An 18327-nucleotide genomic window follows, 5' to 3' on the forward strand; every position below is an offset into this window, starting at 1 on the left:
AGACAGCGCCCGGTTGGACCGGGCGCTTTGCTGTTTTTAAGCCGTTAGGTCGGCTCAGTTCTTTTCCTGCACATGCGCTTCGAGGAACCAAAGCGACTTGTCGAGGTCGCGCGAGGCGGCGGTGAAAATGTCCGCCGTCGTGGGGTCGCCTGCCTCGTCGGAATCGTCGATCGCCTTGCGGACCATGTTGGCCACGTCGCCGTAGCGCTCGATCAGCGCTGCCAGGTGATCATGGATCGTATAGATGTCGGTCGGATAGGCCTTGAGCTTCGTCGCTGACGCAACCGTCTGCGTGCTGCCGAGCGCGGTGCCGCCAAGCTGCACGGCGCGTTCTGCGATCGTATCGCTATGTTTGTCAATCAGCGCGCGGAACTTGTCGAGCAGCTCGTGGACGGCGATGAATTGCGGGCCCTTGAGGTTCCAGTGCGCCTGCTTGGTGATGAGCGCGAGATCGATGATCGACGCGAGGTTCTCGTTGAGAATGCCGATCACGGTCGATTTTGCATTGGAAGGCAGGTCGTTTTTCGTCTTGTGGGTCTTCATCGAAGTCTCCTGGGAAGGGCGGACGGAAAGCCGCTTTGGAAAGTCCGTCGTATAACGCAACGGCCTGTGCCCTGTTCCATTTCGACGTCAGATGACCGGAAATGGGTTCGACACCCCTGCTCAGTTCGGCGGCCAGTCGCCGATGATTTCGCGGCGTTCGAGTTTCAGCGACCGATCCGGCTGGATGCGGTACGTCTCGATGGCGAGACGTCCGTCGCCCATGACGAATTCGTGGCTAAGTGTGCTGCCGATCGGGGATTTTTCAAGCTTGGTACGCGGTTGCCCGCCATAGGTGATGCTGCCAGGAATGGGCTCGACATCGTGGGCGCCGGCGCTGCAGCCGGTCAAAACAAGGATGGTCAGGATCGCTAGAGGTCTCATGGTCTGTTCCTATCGCCTTCGTCAACTGTACCATGTCCGGGGGGGCGGGATCATCGGAAAAGTCGGTTTCTTTACGCAGTCTGAACGCAAGACAGCCGGTTGCCGGTTGCGTTCCATGCTGCCCGAACCGTGCGGCAATCGATAACGTTCCACAAAAAAGGCCCCGCATCCGAAGATACGGGGCCAGTTGCCTTGGGAGGCTCTTTAATTCTCAGTCCTCGTTGGCAGCAAGCTGGGTCAGTACTTCACCGCGGCCGCGGATACGCATGATCAGCGGGATGATGAAGGCGGCTGCCGCGACGATGAAGAGGCCAACGGCAATCGGCGAGGTAAAAAGTACCGTCGGATCGCCCTGACCGATGGCCAGCGCACGGCGCAGCTGCTGTTCGGCAAGCGGGCCGAGGATGAGACCGACGACCGCAGGCGCGATCGGGTAACCGAAGATGCGCATGATGTAGCCGAGGATACCGAAAGCGAGCAGCATGCCGAGTTCGAAAACGGACGGATTGGCGCCGATGGTGCCGAGCGTCGCAAACAGCAGGATGCCGGCGTAAAGCCAGGGCTTCGGGATGGTCAGCAGCTTCACCCACAGGCCAACGAGCGGCAGGTTCAGCACCAGGAGCATCAGGTTGGCGATGAACAGGCTGGCGATCAGGCCCCAGACGAGCTGCGGGTTGGTCGCAAACAGCAGGGGGCCGGGCTGCAGGCCGTATTGCTGGAAGCCGGCGAGCATGATGGCGGCGGTCGCCGTCGTCGGCAGGCCGAGCGTCAGGAGCGGCACCAGCGTGCCGGCGGCCGAGGCGTTGTTCGCCGCTTCCGGACCCGCCACGCCTTCAATCGCGCCGTTGCCAAATTCTTCCGGATATTTGGTCAGCTTCTTTTCCGTGGCGTAGGAAAGGAAGGTGCCGATTTCAGCGCCGCCCGCCGGCATCGCGCCGATGGGAAAGCCAATCAGCGTGCCGCGCAGCCAGGCTTTCCACGAGCGTGCCCAATCCTGCGCATTCATCCACACCGAACCCTTGACCGCCTCCACCTTGTCGGGGCCGCTATTGCCCTGGGCGACGATGAAGAGTGTTTCGCCAATCGCAAACATGGCCACGGCAAGCGTCGTCACTTCGACGCCGTCAAGCAGGTCGGGAATGCCGAAGCTCATGCGGGTCTGCCCGGTCAGCTGGTCGATGCCGACGATGGCAAGTGCAAAACCGATGAAGAGCGAGGTGAGGCCACGCAGCGCCGAATCGCCGAAAGCGGAGGAAACGGTGACAAAAGCGAGGACCATCAGCGCGAAATATTCACGCGGGCCAAAGACCAGCGCCAGCTTGACGATATAGGGCGCGATGAAGGCGAGTGCGATGGTGGCGATGAGGCCGGCGACGAAGGAGCCGATGGCGGCGGTGGCAAGCGCCGGACCGCCTCTGCCCTTGCGCGCCATCTTGTTGCCTTCCAGCGCCGTCACGATCGAGGCGCTTTCGCCCGGTGTGTTGAGCAGGATCGAGGTGGTCGAGCCGCCATACATGCCGCCATAATAGATGCCGGCGAACATGATGAGCGAACCGGCGGGATCGAGCCGGTAGGTGACGGGAAGAAGCAGCGCGACGGTCAGCGCCGGGCCGATGCCCGGCAGAACGCCGACGGCGGTGCCGAGGGTCACGCCGATCAGCGCGTAGAGCAGGTTCATGGGTTGGGCGGCAACCTCAAGACCGTGCAGCAGGAATTCAAAGGTACTCATGGACAGATGTCCCCCTGTCGAGCGGTAGGGCGGGCGGAACGGCTGGCTTCGTCGTCACGACGCGCCGGCTGTTCCCGTGATCTCTGATGTCGTCGGAATGGCTGTCAGAAGAACAGCCGTTCCAATGGGCCAGCGGGCAGAGACAATTGCAGCAGCTGGGCAAATACCACCCAGATGACGAAGCTCAGCACGATGCCGACCGGGATCGAAAACCAGAGCTTGCGTTTGCCGAAAGCGCGCGCCGTGAAAGCAAACAGCAAACCGGTGGCGATGGAGAACCCGGCCAGGTTCAAAAGCAGCATCTGCGCGGCAAGGCCCGCGACGACCCAGATGACCGGGGCGATTTCCTGTTTGTCGCGTTCGGGAAAATCCCCGCGCCAGGCCTCGATGGCCGTCCAGATCGCCAGGCCGACAAGACAGAAGGCAATCGCGTAAGGCACGGTGGCCGGGCCGACCGGGGAGTAACCGGTGACACTGGCCAGGCGGGCGCTATCCCAGAAGATCACGCCGGCGACGATGACGAGGGCGACAGCGATCACCAGCGCCGCCCGGTCGGGGCGACGCTTCTGATCGTGCGAGGGGTTGAAACCCTGGCTCATTTTTTCACCAGTCCGATGTCTTTGAGGATGGTTTCGGTAGCGGCAGTGTCCTTGGCAAGCTGTTCCTTGAAGGCGTCACCGGCGAGATAGGTATCCATCCAGCCCTTGGTCTTCAGGGTTTCCTGCCACTTGGCGGACTTCACCAGCTTTTCGATGTCGGCATTGACGGCCTTTTCCTGATCGGCGGAAATACCGGGAGGAGCCGCAACCATGCGCCAGTTCTGCACGACGACATCAAGACCGCTTTCCTTCAGCGTCGGTGCGTCGACGCCTTCGAGACGGTTTTCGCTGGTGACGGCAAGAAGGCGCAGCGTGCCGGCCTTGACCTGGCCTTCGAATTCGCCGTAGCCGGAAACGCCAGCCGTGACCTGCGAACCGAGGATCGAGGCAAGTGCTTCGCCGCCGCCGGAATAGGCGATGTAGTTGATCTTGGTGGGGTCAACCCCTGCCGCCTTGGCGATCAGGCCAACGGCGATATGGTCGGTGCCGCCGGCCGAGCCGCCGCCCCAGGACACGCTGCCCGGATCTTTCTTCAGCTGCTCGACGAGTTCGGCCATGGTCTTGATAGGCGACGATGCCGGGACGACAACGGCCTCATATTCACCCGTCAGGCGGGCAATCGGCGTCACTTCCTTCAGTGTTACGGGCGCATTGTTGGTGAGGATCGCGCCGACCATCACGTAACCGCCGACGATGAGGGCGTTCGGGTTACCCTTCTGCTGGCTGGCAAACTGCGCAAGACCGATGGTGCCGCCGGCGCCCGGTACGTTCTGCACCTGGACACTCTTGGAAATGCCTTCTTCCTGCAGGACCGTTTGCAGCGAACGCGCGGTCTGGTCCCAGCCACCGCCGGGGTTGGCAGGCGCAATGATCGTGTAGTCCGCGGCAGCTGCCGGAAGAGCGATCATGCCCGCCAGGAATGTGCTGATAAGAAAATGTTTCACGTCGAAAACCCTCCTCAGGATGCCCTTTCCGGGCGTCATTTTTCGTTTATGCGGAAGGGATTTCTGGGGACGCAGCTTTGCCGGCGTTGAAATCAAAACGCTCGGTCTTTGGATTCGTCCCGGATGTCCTCCCGCATCTTCTTCCGCCTCCACGGAATGAAGAAGGATTGCAGAGCATCATAAAAAGCTGTCATCTAACTGACGTTAAGCAAGTCCTTGCTCATTTACTCTCTATTAATTTCTGCAAACCGTAAAGCTTTGTGTCTGACGGTGTTATTGTGAGCGCAAGGCTTCGTTCCAGCGCTCGATCAAGCGGCTGCGCTTGACCTGATCCAGATAGACCATCAGCCCGGGGCTGACGGGCACGGGCCGCAATTGCGCGCCATGGATAGCCTGCATGGTGTTGGCGGTGTTTTCGCCGGCCACTTCCGGGCTGACGGCCGGGATTTGCAACTGCCGGGCCATGATCGTCTGGCCTTCCTTCGACATGAAGAATTCGAGATACCGCCGGCCAAGTTCGGGATTTGCGGCCGCCTCCGGCACCAGCCCGATGCGTGACATGACCACGGTATAGTCTTTCGGCAGCACGATGCCGACATCCGGGTGGCGCGAGGCCCAGTCGGCCGCATAGGAGCCGAGGATATTATAGCCCATCACGAAGCGCCCGTCGGAGACACGCTCCAGAATGGCGGATGAGGTGGAATAGACTTTTACGCCTGCCGCGCCCATGGCCTTGATGACGTTCCAGATATCGCCGAACTGCTCCTGGTCGCGCGACATGAAAAGAAAGCCGACGCCGGAGCGCTCGATGTCGTAAGTCGCGATGCGGCCATGGACGTCCCTCGCATGACGTTCGAGATAATCGACAAATTCGGCGCGGGTGGCGGGTGGCTTCTCGGTGGTGAAGCTCGGCTTGTGATAAACGAAGACAGCCGGCTCGAAGGTCAGCGCATAGGCGGTGTTGCGCCAGTTCGCCCAAGCGGGCCAGCGGGCGCTCATGGCGAGATCGGAACGCTGGGCATAACCGTCATTGCTCAGCTTCACCTGCAGATCCATGGCGGAAGAAAAGGCGAAATCGGCGGTCTTCTTGCCAGCATCGGTTTCCTTGACGATGCGGTCATAGATTTCGCCGGTCAGCATATCCTCGTAATGGACGGCAATATCGGGATTGGCCTTCTGGAAACCCTCGATCATCGGCGTCGCCAGCGGTTCGTCCAGCGAGGAGTAAACCACCAGGGTTTGGGCATCTGCCTTGCCCGAAGGGGCCGGAAAAATGGCAACCTGCGCAAGCGCGGGGAAGGCCATGCAAAGACAGAGGCAAAGGAGAAGGCAGATACGCATGGAAAAGATCATGCCGCAGGCGGTTGCCATTCACAAGCGGCAAGGCTCTGGTTAAACTCGGCAATGCTGCGGGAGGAAGATTTGCGTATTTTGCTGGTCGAGGACAATCAGGTGCTGTCGGAGGGGCTGTCGGCGCTGCTGCGCGGCAGCGGTTATGCGGTGGATGTGGTATCCGACGGCGCTTCCGCCGATGCCGCGATTGCGGCGGAAAGTTTTGATCTCGTCATTCTCGATCTCAACCTGCCGGAAATGGACGGCATCGAGGTGCTGCGCTCCATGCGGTCGCGTCAGGACAAGGCGGCCGTGCTGATCCTGACGGCGCGCGGAACGCCGGAAGAAAAGGTCAAGGGGCTCGATCTCGGCGCTGACGACTATATGATCAAGCCTTTCGACGTTGCCGAATTCGAGGCCCGCGTGCGTGTTCTCCTGCGCCGCAACGCCGGGCTTCGGTCGTCGGTCCTCAGTTTCGGCAAGGTGCTGTTCGACCTGACGTCGCGCACATTTTCGGCGGATGATCGCCCGCTCGATATTCCGGCCCGTGAAGTGGCGTTGCTGGAGGTGCTGTTCATGCGGGCCGGCAAGGTGGTCGCCAAGGAAGCGATCGTGCAGTCGCTGACCGGCTTCGACGACGATATTTCCGCCAATGCCATCGAGCAATATGTCAGCCGCCTGCGCAAGCGGCTTGCGCCCCACGGGCTGACGGTGAAGACGGCGCGCGGCATCGGTTATTATCTCGAAAAACTGCCGGAGATGGCGGAATGATCAAGGCCGCCTATTCGCTCAGGCGGCGACTTCTAGGCTGGCTCCTCATCTCCACTGCCATCATCGGCTGCGTGGCGCTGACCGACACCTGGCGCGAGGCGGTAAACACCGCCAATGTGGTTTCAGACCGGGTGCTGTCAGGTTCGGCGCTTGCCATTGCCGAGCGGGTGGTGGTGGCCGAGGACGGGTCGCTTGAGGTGGATATCCCTTATGTCGCGCTGGAAATGCTGACATCGGCGGCGCAGGACCGGGTGTTCTACCGGGTCGATGGACCCAACGGACAATTCCTCACCGGTTACCAGAACCTGCCGACGGTCGAAAACAAAAACGGCGATACCCCCGCCTATCGCGATGCGGTGTTTCGCGATGAGCCGATCCGGGTCGCTGCCATCAGGCGCTTCGCGTCGACGGGCATCAATTCCGTTCCCTTTTCCGTAACGGTTGCCGAAACCACCATCGCTCGCAGCCAGCTGGCGCAGGCGATCATCCTTCGCTCGGCGCTGCGGCTGCTGTTCATGATCCTCGGGGCGGCGATCATCGTCTGGATCGCGGTGACGATTTCGCTCAGGCCGCTTTACCGGCTGAGCGAAGCCATTGCCGAGCGCAGCCCGAACGATCTGCACCCCATCCGCCAATCCGTGCCTGTCGAGGTGGAGAACCTGGTGGAGACGGTCAATTCCTTCATGGTGCGGCTGCAATCGGCGCTGGATGCGCTCCGGCATTTCACCGGCAATGCCAGCCACCAGCTGCGCACGCCGCTCGCCATCATCAGCACCCAGCTTGCGCTTTCCGCCCGCGCAACGAGCCTTGAGGAAGCGCAGGCGGCGGCGCTGAAGGGCGGCGCTTCGGTGGCGCATGCGGAACACATCCTCGCCCAGCTTCTGCGCATGGCCAATATCGATGCCGCGGGCTCCAGCGAGAAACATGATTTTTCCGCGATAGACCTCGTGGCTGTGGCGCAGAACGTGACGGCGGATTTCGTACCGCGCGCCGCTGAGGCGGGTATCGATCTCGGTTTCGAAGGCGAGGGCGAGGTGACAATTCTCGCCGAACCGCTCCTCATCGGTGAACTGATAGGTAATCTCGTTTCCAATGCCATCAACTATGCCGGGCGCGGCGCGGAAGTCACCGTGCGCGTTGGCCGCGAGCAAGCGATTGTCTGGCTGGAGGTTGAAGACAATGGCCCAGGCATCCCGCTCGAAAATCGCGCCATCGTTCGCCAGCGCTTCGCACGCGGGCAGGAAAACGCGGCGCCGGATGCGGGCCTCGGACTTGCCATCATCGAGGAAATAGCCGGGCTGTTCGGCGGGCGGCTGGCCCTGGAGGATGGCGCTGGCGGGCGTGGCTTAAGGGCGCGGGTGGAATTCGGCTGAGGCGGCACGGCTGTACCGCCTCCTTGGGACTAGGCTGGATAGCCCTATTCATTCATCTTGTCGATGATCTGCATCATGATGTCGGCGCAGGCCTTCATCTGCTCGTCATCGGCACATTTGACGTCGATCTTGCGCTCGCCGTCTTCAATCCTGAAATGCGCGGCCTTGGAGGGCGGTGGCGGCGGCATTCTCTTGCCATGCGGGCCATCACGCCAGCCTGCTTCTCTCGGACCGCCAGGGCCGGGCGGCGGCGGTGGCGGGGGTGGCGCATCGACGCTCGGGCCGGCATCTGCCGGTCCCGGCGGCGGTGGGGGCGGCTGCTGGGCGAAACTGGACCCGGCGGCGATGAGCAACGCCGCGCCGGCAATGACTAGTTTTTTCATGTGAGAGACCTCGCTGTTAGGCTACAGCGAAGAAACGGTCACTGGAGATGCTCGGTTGCCGGCCGGTGAAAATAATTCCGCGTGGTTTCTTCTGCCTCATCCCATCCGCTCGGAAGCATAGCTTCCCGGGCTTGGCGGGAAGACGACGGTGCGGTTGCCGTTGATGAAGGTGCGGTGGTGGATATGGGCGTGGATGGCGCGGGCCAGCACCTGGCTTTCCACGTCGCGGCCAAGCGAGACATAGTCATCGGCCGATTGCGCGTGGGTGATGCGTACCGTGTCCTGTTCGATGATCGGGCCTTCGTCGAGATCGGCGGTGACGTAATGCGCCGTTGCGCCGATCAGCTTCACGCCACGCTCATAGGCTTGCTTGTAGGGGTTTGCACCCTTGAAGCTCGGCAGGAAGGAATGGTGGATATTGATGATCTTGCCGGACATCTTGCGGCACAGGTCGTCGGAAAGGACCTGCATGTAACGGGCCAGCACGACGAGTTCGGTACCCGTCGTCTCGACCAGCTCCATCAGCTGGGCTTCGGCCTTCGGCTTGTTTTCCTTGGTCACCTTGATGTGGTGGAAGGGAATGTCGTGGTTGACGACGACCTTCTGGTAATCGAAGTGGTTAGAGACGACACCGACGATGTCGATCGGCAGCGCGCCGATTTTCCAGCGATAGAGCAGGTCGTTAAGGCAGTGGCCAAAGCGCGACACCATCAGCAGCGTCTTCATGCGCTGGCCATCCGGGTAGATATCCGCTTCCATGCCGAATTTCTGCGCCACCGGCTGAAAGCCTTCGGTGATGGCCGCAAGAGACGCGCCTTCTTCGGAAATGAAGGAAACGCGCATGAAGAACTTGCCGGTCTCGAGGTCGTCGAACTGCGAGCTGTCGACGATGTTACACCCTTTTTCCGCCAGATAACCGGAAATCGCGGCGACGATGCCGCGGGTCGATTGGCAGGCTACGGTCAGAACATAGGATGTCATGCGTTTTCCCTCAAAAACGGCGCGCCGGCATCGACCCGGCGCAGTTCGACGTGTTGCATAACGCAGCTTGGCGACGGAGCAAAGCGCCAAGGTGACGTCGCCAAAGTCTTAGGGCGGGAAAGGGCCGCGCGCCGTGCCGGAAACGACATGGAATGTTCCATGGCCAGCACGGCGGCGCGTGTAAATTGTCGGCAGAGCGCTTGCGGTCAGGCGCGGCGAAGGCGCATGGCGGGGCGGCCACGGCCATCGATTAACTCGAGCACGCCCCGACGCGGCTCCAGCCTGAAGGACCGCGCACCTTCCAGCGCTTCGATGAACTGCCGTTCCTGACGCATGATATCAGGTGCGCAGGCCATCTGGGTCGAAATCATCCGGCCGAAATCGACGCGGTTGCGGCTGATCTTGACCTCGCCGCCGATGCCGTTGCAACCGACATTGGCAGACACGCGGCCCTCGCGGGAGATTTCGAGCGTTGCCTCACGGCGGCCACGAACCCGCTCGCCGCGGATTTCCTGCACCAGCCAGCGCCCGTCGATACCCGCTTCCGGCTCCGGCCTGCCCGGACCAGCACCAACGCGCTCCAGCACGAGGTCGGTATCGTCGCGGCCGCCGGTCAGAACGGAATAACGGCGGGTGGTGGTGAAAAGCAGCCGGTCGCGGTCGCGGATTTCGGCGCTCAGCGCATAGGAGCGGCGGCCCCTGATGTCGCGGTCGTCATACCGCAGCACGAAGGGCACCGGCACCTGGCCGCGCGGTCGGATGGTGGTTTCGGCAATCGTCTGCGACGGCGCATCCGCCAGCGACACATCGATGAGGCGAACGGTGACGGTTGCGCCGGGCGGCAGGGCGATGCGTTCGCGATAGGAAACGCTGCCACGCAGGCTCGCCGGTGCGGCCGCCGCGCCTTCAGCTGCAAAAAGCGGGGCGAGCGCAAGGAGACCGGCGAAACTGCGGCGCGAAAAAAGGGGCTGGTTGTCGGTCATGATGCTTTGCTCCGTGCTGGGTCCGTTAGAATTTGAACGGATGATAGAAAACGGCACTGAACGGGCGATGAACTGACTTGGTGAGGGTGAGAGAGGCCGGGTAGCCTCCCTCAGCGTTCAGCCGTGGAATCGGTTCCGCAGCTCTTCGAACTTTGCCAGTTGCCCGGCAAGCAGTTCCTTGTTCTCGTCGCGGCGGACGAAGATCTTGAACATGGCGCCGCCGGCGGCGTTCATGAACCAGACGGAGCAGGAGCGGCGGCCGTGGAAACCGCGGTCGACGAAGGTGATGCCGGCGCAATTGTCCTTCTTGATATGACCGCCGATGGGGCTGTCGCCGTGAATGTTGAACCAGCCGTGGCTTTCCGTGCCTTCCGGCAGATGGCCCGGCACTTCGAGCACGATATCGCCGGTCTGCACGATCATCAGGACTTCGCCCCAGCCGCGCATTTCGTTCCAGATCGCGTCGAACCGGTCGGCCGGCGTGGAAACGGCGGCACCTTCGGGCAGGATCGCCAGAATTTCGGCCGGCGTCACCTCTGCCTTGGCGGCGATGGCCTCGACGATACCGTCAGGCTTTTCGGCGAGCGCGGCGGCGGCGCGGGCCTGCCTGTCGTCACCGGTCTTCTGGGCTGCAATGCTCATCCGGTCGGCCTCAGGCGGCAATCGAATGGCGTTCGCCATTCTTGTCTTCATGGATGATGACGTCGAAACCTTCGAAGTGCGGGCCGGAGAGATATTCCACCTTGCCGCGGTTCTCGCCAGCCTTGGCATGGGCGGCGCGGAACTGTTCGGATTTCGTCCAGGCAAGGAAATCCTCCTTGGTGGCCCAGACCGTGTGCGAGGCATAAAGCGTGTGGTCGTCCGCTTTCGGGCCCTTCAGCATGTGGAATTCGATATAGCCCGGCAATTCGCTCAGATGCGATTTGCGCTCGCGCCAGATGGATTCGAAGGTTTCTTCATAACCCGGCACGACGCGAAAGCGGTTCATGGCGATAAACATCAGAGTCTCCTTTTAAGTTTCCTGTTTCAGTCAGGATATCGAGCGAAAACCGGCTTGGGAAGAGGTTCGTATTAAAGCAAACAAAAATACTCCACTTACGGATTGCGAAGTGGATAAACATGTGTAAAGAACTCAAGATTAATGGCGCCGGGCAATGGCGCCGGTCGCGTTTCAGGATGACGTCATGATGAATTTCCGCCTTCGTTCCGTTGTTTTCGCCGCCCTCGTGCCAGCTGCAATCGCCTTTACCGCGCCGGCTTCCATGGCGTCCGACAAGGGCAATCCGCAAGCCAAACGGATCGTTGCGGTGGGTGGGACCGTGACCGAAATCCTTTACGCGCTCGGCGCGCAGGACCGCATCGTGGCGCGCGACAGCACGAGCAGCTATCCGGCCGACGCACTGACAAAGCCCGACATAGGTTATATGAGGGCGCTCTCATCGGAAGGCATCCTGTCGCAGAAACCAGATCTCATTCTTTCCGAGGATGGCGCCGGACCGGCCGATGTCATCGCGATCCTGAAGGCAAGCGCGGTGCCTTTCGTCACCGTCGATACACCACCGAGCGGAGACGCGATCCCGAAGAAAATCGAGGATGTCGGTGCGGCCGTCGGTCTTTCCGACAAGGCCGGCGCGCTGGCCGCCGAAACCAGGGCCGGGCTCGATGCTCTCGCCAAGGATGTCGCCGCTGTGCCGGAAAAGGGCAGAAAGCGCGTTCTCTTCGTGCTGTCCACCGCAGGTGGACGCATCATGGCGGCGGGCAAGGATACCGAGGCGGCTGCGATCATCGAAATGGCCGGCGGCATCAATGCGGCTGAGGAGATCAACGGTTACAAGCCGCTGACGGATGAAGCTGTCATCGCCGCGGCACCCGATGTCGTGCTGACCATGGCGCGGGGCGATCATGCCGGCAAGGCAGATGAGATTTTCGCGCTGCCCGCCTTCCAGTCCACGCCGGCCGCCGCCAGCAAGGCTCTCATCAGCATGGACGGGCTATATCTCATCGGTTTCGGCCCGCGCACCCCAGCCGCCGGCCGCGAACTGGCAGCGAAACTTTATCCTGATGTGGTGAAGCCGTGAGCCTTGCACTCTTGAGTTCGGCCGATGAACGGGTTGCGGGCGACAGGTCCCGTCAGGGTGCGATGACACTTGTCCTGCTTGTCGGCATCCTGCTGTTTGCCTGCGGGGTGTCGCTCATCAGCGGTCCCACGGGTGTCGGCGCCTCCGAACTCCTTGCCTACCTCTCCGGCGGTGCTGATCAGCTCGATCAGCGCGACCGGGTCATTCTTGAGGCGGTGCGCCTGCCACGGACGGCGCTTGGCATGTTGATCGGCGCGGGACTTGGCGTCTCCGGTGCGATGATGCAGGGTCTGTTTCGCAATCCGCTGGCCGATCCCGGCATTGTCGGCGTCACATCGGGTGCGGCGCTGTTTGCTGTTGCGGCGATTTCGCTGGGGGAAGGCGCGCTTGCCACGGTTGCCGTGTTTTTCGGCCCGCATTTCCTGCCGATCATGGCATTCTTCGGCGGGCTCCTGAACACTTGGGTGCTCTACGTGATCGCCACCAAGGACGGCGCGACCTCCACCACCACGCTCATTCTGGCTGGCATTGCCGTGGCCGCCATCAGCGGCGCACTGACCGGACTGATGATCTTCGTGGCCGATGATCGCGCGCTGCGCGACATCACCTTCTGGTCGCTCGGTTCGCTCGGTGGGGCGACGCCAGCCAAGGTGCTCGCCACCCTGCCTTTCATCATCGTCGTGCTTGCTATCATTCCCTTCGTCGCACGCGGGCTGGATGCGCTGATCCTTGGCGATGCCGCCGCCTTTCACATGGGCATTCCGGTGCAGCGGCTGAAACGGATCGTCATTCTCGCTGTCGCCGCCGCCTGCGGGGCGAGCGTGGCGGCGGCCGGTTCCATCGGTTTTGTCGGCATCCTCGTGCCGCATCTGCTTCGTCTCGCCATCGGTCCGTCGCACCGTTTCCTGCTGCCGGCCTCGGCGCTGGGTGGCGCGGCACTGCTGCTTCTGGCCGACAGTTTCGCCCGCACGGTGGCCGCACCGGCGGAACTGCCCATCGGGGTTGTCACGGCGCTCATCGGTGCGCCGGTCTTTCTGTTCCTGCTGCTCGGACGCGGTGGCTTTTCCATGCGGAATACGCCATGATCCGGGCTCAAAACCTCACCCTCATCCGCTCCGGCCGCCGTCTGCTCGATGAAGTCAGCGTCGATCTGGAACCCGGCAAGGTCAATGTCGTCATCGGTCCGAACGGTGCTGGCAAATCCACGCTGATGAAGGTGCTTTCGGGCGAAATGCGTTCCGAGACCGGGTCGGTGACGTATAATAATGTCGAGCTCTCCGTCTTCACGCCGGTCCAGCTCGCCCGCCTGCGAGCCGTGCTGCCCCAGAATACCCAGCTTGCCTTTCCCTTCACTGCGCTTGAGATCGTGCGGATGGGAGCTGTCGCACAGGGGTCCCGCGCGCCGGAAGAGCAGGCCCGCCGCGCGCTCGCCAAGGCCGGGCTGCGGGGTTTCGAGCAGCGCTCCTACAACATGCTCTCCGGCGGAGAACAGCAGCGGGTGCAGTTTGCCCGGGCGCTGGCACAGGTGCCGAACCCCGTGGATAATGGCGAGGCGCGGGCACTGTTCCTCGACGAGCCGACGGCCAGCCTCGATATCGGCCATCAGATTTCCGTGCTGGAAACGGCGCGCGATTTTGCAGGCGGCGGCGGTCTCGTGCTTGCCATCCTCCACGACCTCAATCTTGCGGCGGAATTTGCCGATCAGCTTATCGTCATGCATGGCGGTCGGGTGACGGCAATCGGGCCTTCGCTGGAAACGATCAGCGATGAGACGATCGCCCGGGTTTATGGCATCGGCGGCGTTGTCGGTCGCCTTCCGGCGCGGCATATCCCCTATGTGCTGCCGCAGTCACGGAATCGCTAGCAGAGGCTGTCTTCAGCTTTCCGGGCGTGTGGCGATGAAAAGCGCGGAGCCAAGCATGACGGCGGCGACGATGGTCGCGCGCAGCGGCGGCGGCTCGCTGAGGAACCAAAAGGCGGCATAACTGACCGTCATGGCGGAAAGTGCCGCGAGCTTGGCCTTGCGGGCAATTGCGCCACGCTCGCGCCATCGGCGAAGCGAAGGACCGAACCTTGGATGGGCAAGAAGCCACGCCTCGAGCTTTGGCGAAGAGCGGGAAAAACACCACAGCGCCAGAAGCAGGAATGGCGTGGTCGGCAGAACGGGAAGGAACGCGCCGACAATGCCGGTCGCGACCATAAGCCAGCCAAGACAGAGGTATAAAAGGCGCATGTCCAAGCCGGTATCATGAGTTCGCCAGTCAGGATAGGGTGATGACGCCAAATCGATACCAAGCCCACGCCACATCTTTGGCCACAGCGGAGAAACCGGGGCTTTCGCCATCACATTTACCGTGAACGGGTCGTTCCACCTTGTCGGCGGGCGCCTTTAGGGTTGAAAGCGCCGCGCTCAGTCCTTATTCCCATGGGCCGCGATGCCCGGAGCATAACCGGGCCGTCAACAGGAAGAAGAAGGATAACACCATGGCCAAGCTGATCCACTCGATGGTCCGGGTGCTGGACGAGAAGCGTTCGGTGGAATTTTACAGACAGGCTTTCGGACTCGAGATTGCAGAACGCGCCGAGTTCGAGAATTTCACGCTCATCTATCTCAGCAATACCGAGAGCGATTTCGAGCTGGAGCTGACTGTCAATCGCGGCCGCGAGGTGCCCTATGCGCTGGGCGACGGTTATGGACACCTTGCCGTCAGCGTTGCCGATGTGGAGGCCGAACACCAGCGTTTCATCGACATGGGTCTTTCTCCGGGCAAGATCATCGAAGCGGATTATAAGGGTCAGCCTTTTGCAAAATACTTTTTCATCTGCGATCCCGATGGTTACAAGATCGAAGTGCTGCAGCGCGGCAACCGGTTCAAATAAGCTCTGATGGAGGCGGGCATGGGAGAGGCAGGCGTGAAACTCGAAGACAGCTGGAAGCGCGTTCTTTCCGGCGAATTCGCCAGCCCCTACATGCTGAAGCTGAAAGAGTTCCTGCTTGCCGAAAAGACAGCCGGCAAGCGCATCTTTCCGAAGGGCGCGGATTATTTCCGCGCTCTCGATCTGACGCCGCTCGATGAGGTCAAGGTCGTCATTCTGGGGCAGGACCCCTATCATGGTGCGGGTCAGGCGCACGGGCTGTGCTTTTCCGTCCAGCCCGGCGTGCGCATTCCGCCCTCGCTCGTCAATATCTACAAGGAGCTGCAGAGCGATCTCGGCATTCGCCCGGTCGGCCACGGCTTTCTGGAAAGCTGGGCGAAACAGGGCGTGCTTTTGCTCAACAGCGTGCTGACGGTGGAGGAGGCCCGCGCCGCCTCGCATCAGGGGCAGGGCTGGGAAAAATTCACCGACGCCGTCATCCGCGCCGTCAACGACGAGTGCGAGCATGTGGTCTTCCTGCTGTGGGGCTCCTATGCCCAGAAGAAGGCCGCCTTCGTGAACCAGCGCAAACATCTCGTGCTGCGCTCCCCGCACCCGTCGCCGCTTTCGGCCCATAACGGCTTTTTCGGCAACGGCCATTTTTCGAAGGCAAATGCCTTCCTCATCTCCCACGGGCGGGATCCGGTTAACTGGCAATTGCCGGAAACCGTGTAAGCCATCCCTGCATATATTTCCGTCATTCCGGCCTTGAGCCGGAATCCAGCCGGCGCGCGTCTGCGCGGCAAGAAAAGCCCTTTCAGCCCAAAGACTTGGGCTGGCTGGATGCCGGATCAGGTCCGGCATGACGGGATTCAGAACCGAAATGTCTTTACGCGCGGCAGCCTCCGGTCTAAAGAATACTAGACTACAAAGTGAAGGATTATGCCCGTGCCGCTGCTGTCTGCCGAAACCTCCGTCTCGCTGCCCGATCCATTGTCGATCGTCGATGCCTTTGAGGACCATTTTTCCGAACATATGGAAATGGAGCGCGAGGGGGCGACGGTTCGGTTCAAGACGGAATATGGCCATGGCAGCTTCAGCGCCGAAGGTGGCCGTTTTGCCGCGCGGGTAAACTGCGTTTCCGAACATATCCTGACGTCGGTCAAGGCCATGGTGGCCGAGCATATTGCGGAGTTTTCCGGCGAAACGGGGCTGGATTTCCGCTGGAGCGGCCATGGCGCCGAACAGCGCGAACTGCCCAATCTTTTCGTCGGCAAGGTCGCGCGTGCCTATAATCTCACGCCGCATATGCGCCGGCTGGTCGTGTCGGTCGAAACTGGTATCGAAAGGTTGCTGACCGGCGGCATGCATGTGCGCCTGCTGCTGGTGCCGGATCAGGCGCGTGCGCCGGTCTGGCCCTATCTTGCCCCCACCGGCGCGATCATCTGGCCACAGGGTGACGATCTTCTCACACGGCGTGTCTATACCATCCGGTCCGGCGATATCGCCCGCGGCGAAGTCAATATCGATTTCGTGATGCATGAGGGCGAAGACATGCCCGGCGCAACCTTCGGCGCGACGGCAAAACCCCGCGATATCGTCGGCATCGTCGGCCCGAGCGGCGTCTGCCCGCCAGCCGAGCGTTACGTTTTTGCCGGGGATGAAACCGCGCTGCCGGTGATGCTGCGCATGGCAACCGAAATGCCTGCCGGCAAAAAGCTTAGCGTCTACGCGGAAATAGACAATGAGGCCGAGCGGCAGGAGGTGGTCTGCGCGGCAGATGTCGAATGGACATGGCTCTATCGTCGCGGCAAGCCTGCCGGCACCTCCGGGCTCATCGAAAAGGCGCTGCGCCAGCATGCATGGAGTGCGAACCACGATGGCCTGCATGTCTTTGCCGCCTGCGAAAAATCCGAGGCGAGAGCGGTAAAATCTTTCCTGACCGACGAAATCGGTTTCCCGAAGGCGTCCCTGCGGGCCGTGGGTTACTGGACCATGGGCGCTGCCGACGACCACTGAGATTTCGCTGGCCCACCTCACCGGTTGAACAGTCCATTTTATTGTTCACCGATCGGAAACAATCCGTTCCTGCCGTCCACTCTATGCCGGAGGCGGCTCTTACCCCATCTTAACGCCATGAACAGGGCTGGCCCGATTGCGAGGCCTGCCGGCGAAAAGGGGTTTCATCATGCTCAACCAGATCAAGGGTCTGCACCACGTCACGTCAATGGCGGCAAGCGCGCGCCAGAACAACGGTTTTTTCACCGATACGCTCGGCCTGCGCCGGGTGAAGAAGACGGTGAATTTTGACGCGCCCGATGTCTATCATCTCTATTATGGCGATGAAGTCGGCACGCCCGGCTCCGTCATGACCTATTTCCCGTTCCCGCATATTGCCCGCGGCCGCCCCGGCACCGGGGAGGTGGGGACGACGCTGTTTTCGGTGCCGGAAGGGTCGCTCGGTTACTGGCAGGACCGTCTTTCCAGGGCCGGCGTCGATGGTCTGAAATCGGACGAAGCTTTCGGCAACAAGCGCCTGCATTTCGCCGGGCCAGACGGCGACGGTTTTGCGCTGGTCGAGGTCAGGGATGATGCCCGCGCCCAATGGACCGGCAATGGTGTCGGCGAAGATCAGGCGATCCACGGTTTTCAGGGTGCTTCGCTGCGGCTTCGCGACGAGGGCGCGACCGCCGAATTGTTGAAATTCATGGGTTACGAGGAAGTGGATCGTCAGGACGGCGTGCTGCGTCTCGGTATGCCCAGCGGTAACGGCGCCGATGTCATCGATATCGAAACAATGCCGAACATATCGGGTGCAAGGCTCGGTGCCGGTTCCGTGCACCACATCGCGTTTGCGGTCGAAAACCGCGAAAAGCAGCTGGAGGTGCGCAAGGAGCTGATGGATACGGGTTACCAGGTAACCCCCGTCATAGACCGCGACTACTTCTGGGCGATCTACTTCCGCACACCAGGCGGCGTGTTGTTCGAGGTGGCCACCAACGAACCCGGTTTCGACCGCGACGAGGATACCGCCCATCTCGGCGAGGCGCTGAAGTTGCCTACCCAGCATGCGCATCTGCGTGCCGCGCTGGAAAAGCAGCTGGAACCGCTGGGTGACGAGAAGGCGGTTTAATCCCTCGATAGCCTCTGGCACGACATTGCCTCGGTGTTCTTCTCCCCGAGGGGGAGAAGGTGGCCCGAAGGGTCGGATGAGGGGGCAACGTTGCCGTATCTCGCTACCCTTGCACCCTCATCCCGCTGCCGCGACCTTCTCCCCCTCGGGGAGAAGGCGACAAGCTGAAATCTCTCGCTCCACATGTGATTTCCCTCTGCTGAAAAAGCCGAGCGGCATCTCTGAACTTCCTCCTTCGAGA

At 61.6% G+C, this 18327-nt stretch carries 21 protein-coding genes; 9 read left to right on the forward strand and 12 right to left on the reverse strand.

Annotated elements, in window-relative coordinates:
• Positions 1 to 54: 54 nt before the first annotated feature.
• The 6 genes from dps to AT6N2_RS12560 form a co-directional block, all read right to left on the reverse strand.
• Positions 55 to 543 (reverse strand): DNA starvation/stationary phase protection protein Dps, encoded by a 489-nt coding sequence (gene dps, locus AT6N2_RS12535; protein ID WP_063948076.1) that lies wholly within the window; start codon positions 541 to 543, stop codon positions 55 to 57.
• A gap of 120 nt (positions 544 to 663) precedes the next feature.
• Positions 664 to 924, reverse strand: coding sequence for a hypothetical protein (locus AT6N2_RS12540; RefSeq protein WP_209087213.1), 261 nt, complete (start codon positions 922 to 924; stop codon positions 664 to 666).
• Between the two features lie 211 nt (positions 925 to 1135).
• Complete coding sequence (locus tag AT6N2_RS12545) at positions 1136 to 2653, reverse strand: tripartite tricarboxylate transporter permease (protein WP_063948074.1); 1518 nt, start codon at positions 2651 to 2653, stop codon at positions 1136 to 1138.
• A gap of 104 nt (positions 2654 to 2757) precedes the next feature.
• Positions 2758 to 3252 carry a tripartite tricarboxylate transporter TctB family protein gene (locus AT6N2_RS12550; RefSeq protein WP_209087215.1) on the reverse strand — a complete coding sequence of 165 codons (495 nt, stop codon included), beginning with the start codon at positions 3250 to 3252 and terminating at the stop codon, positions 2758 to 2760.
• Complete coding sequence (locus AT6N2_RS12555) at positions 3249 to 4160, reverse strand: Bug family tripartite tricarboxylate transporter substrate binding protein (RefSeq protein WP_371417878.1); 912 nt, start codon at positions 4158 to 4160, stop codon at positions 3249 to 3251. Before AT6N2_RS12555 ends, AT6N2_RS12550 begins: the two co-directional genes overlap by 4 nt.
• A 309-nt stretch (positions 4161 to 4469) precedes the next feature.
• Positions 4470 to 5567, reverse strand: coding sequence for an ABC transporter substrate-binding protein (locus tag AT6N2_RS12560; protein ID WP_209087217.1), 1098 nt, complete (start codon positions 5565 to 5567; stop codon positions 4470 to 4472).
• A 51-nt stretch (positions 5568 to 5618) separates the two neighbouring features.
• Between AT6N2_RS12560 and AT6N2_RS12565 the strand changes: the two genes are divergently transcribed.
• Both AT6N2_RS12565 and AT6N2_RS12570 read left to right on the forward strand, forming a co-directional pair.
• Positions 5619 to 6299 (forward strand): response regulator, encoded by a 681-nt coding sequence (locus AT6N2_RS12565; RefSeq protein ID WP_063948181.1) that lies wholly within the window; start codon positions 5619 to 5621, stop codon positions 6297 to 6299.
• Positions 6296 to 7672 carry a sensor histidine kinase gene (locus AT6N2_RS12570; RefSeq protein WP_209087219.1) on the forward strand — a complete coding sequence of 459 codons (1377 nt, stop codon included), beginning with the start codon at positions 6296 to 6298 and terminating at the stop codon, positions 7670 to 7672. The genes AT6N2_RS12565 and AT6N2_RS12570 overlap by 4 nt, the downstream gene beginning before the upstream one ends.
• 44 nt (positions 7673 to 7716) lie before the next feature.
• Here the strand turns inward: AT6N2_RS12570 and AT6N2_RS12575 are convergent, their stop codons facing one another.
• The 5 genes from AT6N2_RS12575 to AT6N2_RS12595 form a co-directional block, all read right to left on the reverse strand.
• On the reverse strand, positions 7717 to 8055 hold the full coding sequence (locus AT6N2_RS12575) for a hypothetical protein (RefSeq protein ID WP_209087221.1): 339 nt from the start codon (positions 8053 to 8055) through the stop codon (positions 7717 to 7719).
• Positions 8056 to 8151: 96 nt separating this feature from the next.
• Entirely contained in the window at positions 8152 to 9036 is an 885-nt protein-coding gene (gene purU / locus AT6N2_RS12580; protein WP_063948193.1) for a formyltetrahydrofolate deformylase, read from the reverse strand.
• 206 nt (positions 9037 to 9242) lie between these two features.
• The gene (locus AT6N2_RS12585; protein WP_063948194.1) at positions 9243 to 10019 is read right to left on the reverse strand and encodes a YbaY family lipoprotein; all 777 of its coding nucleotides are present in this window, start codon (positions 10017 to 10019) and stop codon (positions 9243 to 9245) included.
• Positions 10020 to 10136: 117 nt separating this feature from the next.
• Positions 10137 to 10661: a heme utilization cystosolic carrier protein HutX gene (hutX, locus tag AT6N2_RS12590; RefSeq protein WP_063948299.1), complete on the reverse strand. Its 525-nt coding sequence runs from the start codon at positions 10659 to 10661 to the stop codon at positions 10137 to 10139.
• Between the two features lie 10 nt (positions 10662 to 10671).
• Positions 10672 to 11019 (reverse strand): antibiotic biosynthesis monooxygenase family protein, encoded by a 348-nt coding sequence (locus tag AT6N2_RS12595; RefSeq protein ID WP_063948195.1) that lies wholly within the window; start codon positions 11017 to 11019, stop codon positions 10672 to 10674.
• 184 nt (positions 11020 to 11203) lie between these two features.
• Here AT6N2_RS12595 and AT6N2_RS12600 point away from each other — a divergent pair, with 184 nt between their 5' ends.
• From AT6N2_RS12600 to AT6N2_RS12610, 3 genes are read left to right on the forward strand one after another with little or no spacing between them, the layout of a single operon-like run.
• Complete coding sequence (locus AT6N2_RS12600) at positions 11204 to 12097, forward strand: heme/hemin ABC transporter substrate-binding protein (protein ID WP_063948303.1); 894 nt, start codon at positions 11204 to 11206, stop codon at positions 12095 to 12097.
• Entirely contained in the window at positions 12094 to 13182 is a 1089-nt protein-coding gene (locus AT6N2_RS12605) for a FecCD family ABC transporter permease (RefSeq protein ID WP_209087223.1), read from the forward strand. The genes AT6N2_RS12600 and AT6N2_RS12605 overlap by 4 nt, the downstream gene beginning before the upstream one ends.
• Complete coding sequence (locus AT6N2_RS12610) at positions 13179 to 13961, forward strand: heme ABC transporter ATP-binding protein (RefSeq protein WP_209087225.1); 783 nt, start codon at positions 13179 to 13181, stop codon at positions 13959 to 13961. The genes AT6N2_RS12605 and AT6N2_RS12610 overlap by 4 nt, the downstream gene beginning before the upstream one ends.
• A 12-nt stretch (positions 13962 to 13973) precedes the next feature.
• Here the strand turns inward: AT6N2_RS12610 and AT6N2_RS12615 are convergent, their stop codons facing one another.
• On the reverse strand, positions 13974 to 14330 hold the full coding sequence (locus AT6N2_RS12615) for a YbaN family protein (protein ID WP_063948301.1): 357 nt from the start codon (positions 14328 to 14330) through the stop codon (positions 13974 to 13976).
• Positions 14331 to 14581: 251 nt separating this feature from the next.
• Between AT6N2_RS12615 and AT6N2_RS12620 the strand changes: the two genes are divergently transcribed.
• From AT6N2_RS12620 to AT6N2_RS12635, 4 genes are all read left to right on the forward strand, one after another.
• Positions 14582 to 14977, forward strand: a complete 396-nt coding sequence (locus tag AT6N2_RS12620) for a VOC family protein (protein ID WP_063948198.1) — start codon at positions 14582 to 14584, stop codon at positions 14975 to 14977.
• Positions 14978 to 14995: 18 nt separating this feature from the next.
• A complete protein-coding gene (ung, locus tag AT6N2_RS12625) occupies positions 14996 to 15688 on the forward strand; it encodes a uracil-DNA glycosylase (protein WP_209087227.1) in 693 nt (230 codons plus the stop codon).
• Between the two features lie 207 nt (positions 15689 to 15895).
• Positions 15896 to 16972, forward strand: coding sequence for a siderophore-interacting protein (locus AT6N2_RS12630; protein ID WP_209087229.1), 1077 nt, complete (start codon positions 15896 to 15898; stop codon positions 16970 to 16972).
• Positions 16973 to 17141: 169 nt separating this feature from the next.
• Complete coding sequence (locus tag AT6N2_RS12635; protein WP_209087231.1) at positions 17142 to 18086, forward strand: VOC family protein; 945 nt, start codon at positions 17142 to 17144, stop codon at positions 18084 to 18086.
• Positions 18087 to 18327 lie beyond the last annotated feature (241 nt).

This window comes from Agrobacterium tumefaciens, from assembly GCF_017726655.1.
GTDB lineage: Bacteria > Pseudomonadota > Alphaproteobacteria > Rhizobiales > Rhizobiaceae > Agrobacterium > Agrobacterium tumefaciens_B.

Coding starts and splice junctions, on each gene's coding strand:
- dps (WP_063948076.1), bottom strand. CDS start 543: ATGAAGACCCACAAGACGAAAAACGACCTGCCTTCCAATGCAAAATCG.
- AT6N2_RS12540 (WP_209087213.1), bottom strand. CDS start 924: ATGAGACCTCTAGCGATCCTGACCATCCTTGTTTTGACCGGCTGCAGC.
- AT6N2_RS12545 (WP_063948074.1), bottom strand. CDS start 2,653: ATGAGTACCTTTGAATTCCTGCTGCACGGTCTTGAGGTTGCCGCCCAA.
- AT6N2_RS12550 (WP_209087215.1), bottom strand. CDS start 3,252: ATGAGCCAGGGTTTCAACCCCTCGCACGATCAGAAGCGTCGCCCCGAC.
- AT6N2_RS12555 (WP_371417878.1), bottom strand. CDS start 4,160: ATGATCGCTCTTCCGGCAGCTGCCGCGGACTACACGATCATTGCGCCT.
- AT6N2_RS12560 (WP_209087217.1), bottom strand. CDS start 5,567: ATGGCAACCGCCTGCGGCATGATCTTTTCCATGCGTATCTGCCTTCTC.
- AT6N2_RS12570 (WP_209087219.1), top strand. CDS start 6,296: ATGATCAAGGCCGCCTATTCGCTCAGGCGGCGACTTCTAGGCTGGCTC.
- AT6N2_RS12575 (WP_209087221.1), bottom strand. CDS start 8,055: ATGAAAAAACTAGTCATTGCCGGCGCGGCGTTGCTCATCGCCGCCGGG.
- purU (WP_063948193.1), bottom strand. CDS start 9,036: ATGACATCCTATGTTCTGACCGTAGCCTGCCAATCGACCCGCGGCATC.
- AT6N2_RS12585 (WP_063948194.1), bottom strand. CDS start 10,019: ATGACCGACAACCAGCCCCTTTTTTCGCGCCGCAGTTTCGCCGGTCTC.
- hutX (WP_063948299.1), bottom strand. CDS start 10,661: ATGAGCATTGCAGCCCAGAAGACCGGTGACGACAGGCAGGCCCGCGCC.
- AT6N2_RS12595 (WP_063948195.1), bottom strand. CDS start 11,019: ATGTTTATCGCCATGAACCGCTTTCGCGTCGTGCCGGGTTATGAAGAA.
- AT6N2_RS12600 (WP_063948303.1), top strand. CDS start 11,204: ATGATGAATTTCCGCCTTCGTTCCGTTGTTTTCGCCGCCCTCGTGCCA.
- AT6N2_RS12610 (WP_209087225.1), top strand. CDS start 13,179: ATGATCCGGGCTCAAAACCTCACCCTCATCCGCTCCGGCCGCCGTCTG.
- AT6N2_RS12615 (WP_063948301.1), bottom strand. CDS start 14,330: ATGCGCCTTTTATACCTCTGTCTTGGCTGGCTTATGGTCGCGACCGGC.
- AT6N2_RS12620 (WP_063948198.1), top strand. CDS start 14,582: ATGGCCAAGCTGATCCACTCGATGGTCCGGGTGCTGGACGAGAAGCGT.
- ung (WP_209087227.1), top strand. CDS start 14,996: ATGGGAGAGGCAGGCGTGAAACTCGAAGACAGCTGGAAGCGCGTTCTT.
- AT6N2_RS12630 (WP_209087229.1), top strand. CDS start 15,896: ATGCCCGTGCCGCTGCTGTCTGCCGAAACCTCCGTCTCGCTGCCCGAT.
- AT6N2_RS12635 (WP_209087231.1), top strand. CDS start 17,142: ATGCTCAACCAGATCAAGGGTCTGCACCACGTCACGTCAATGGCGGCA.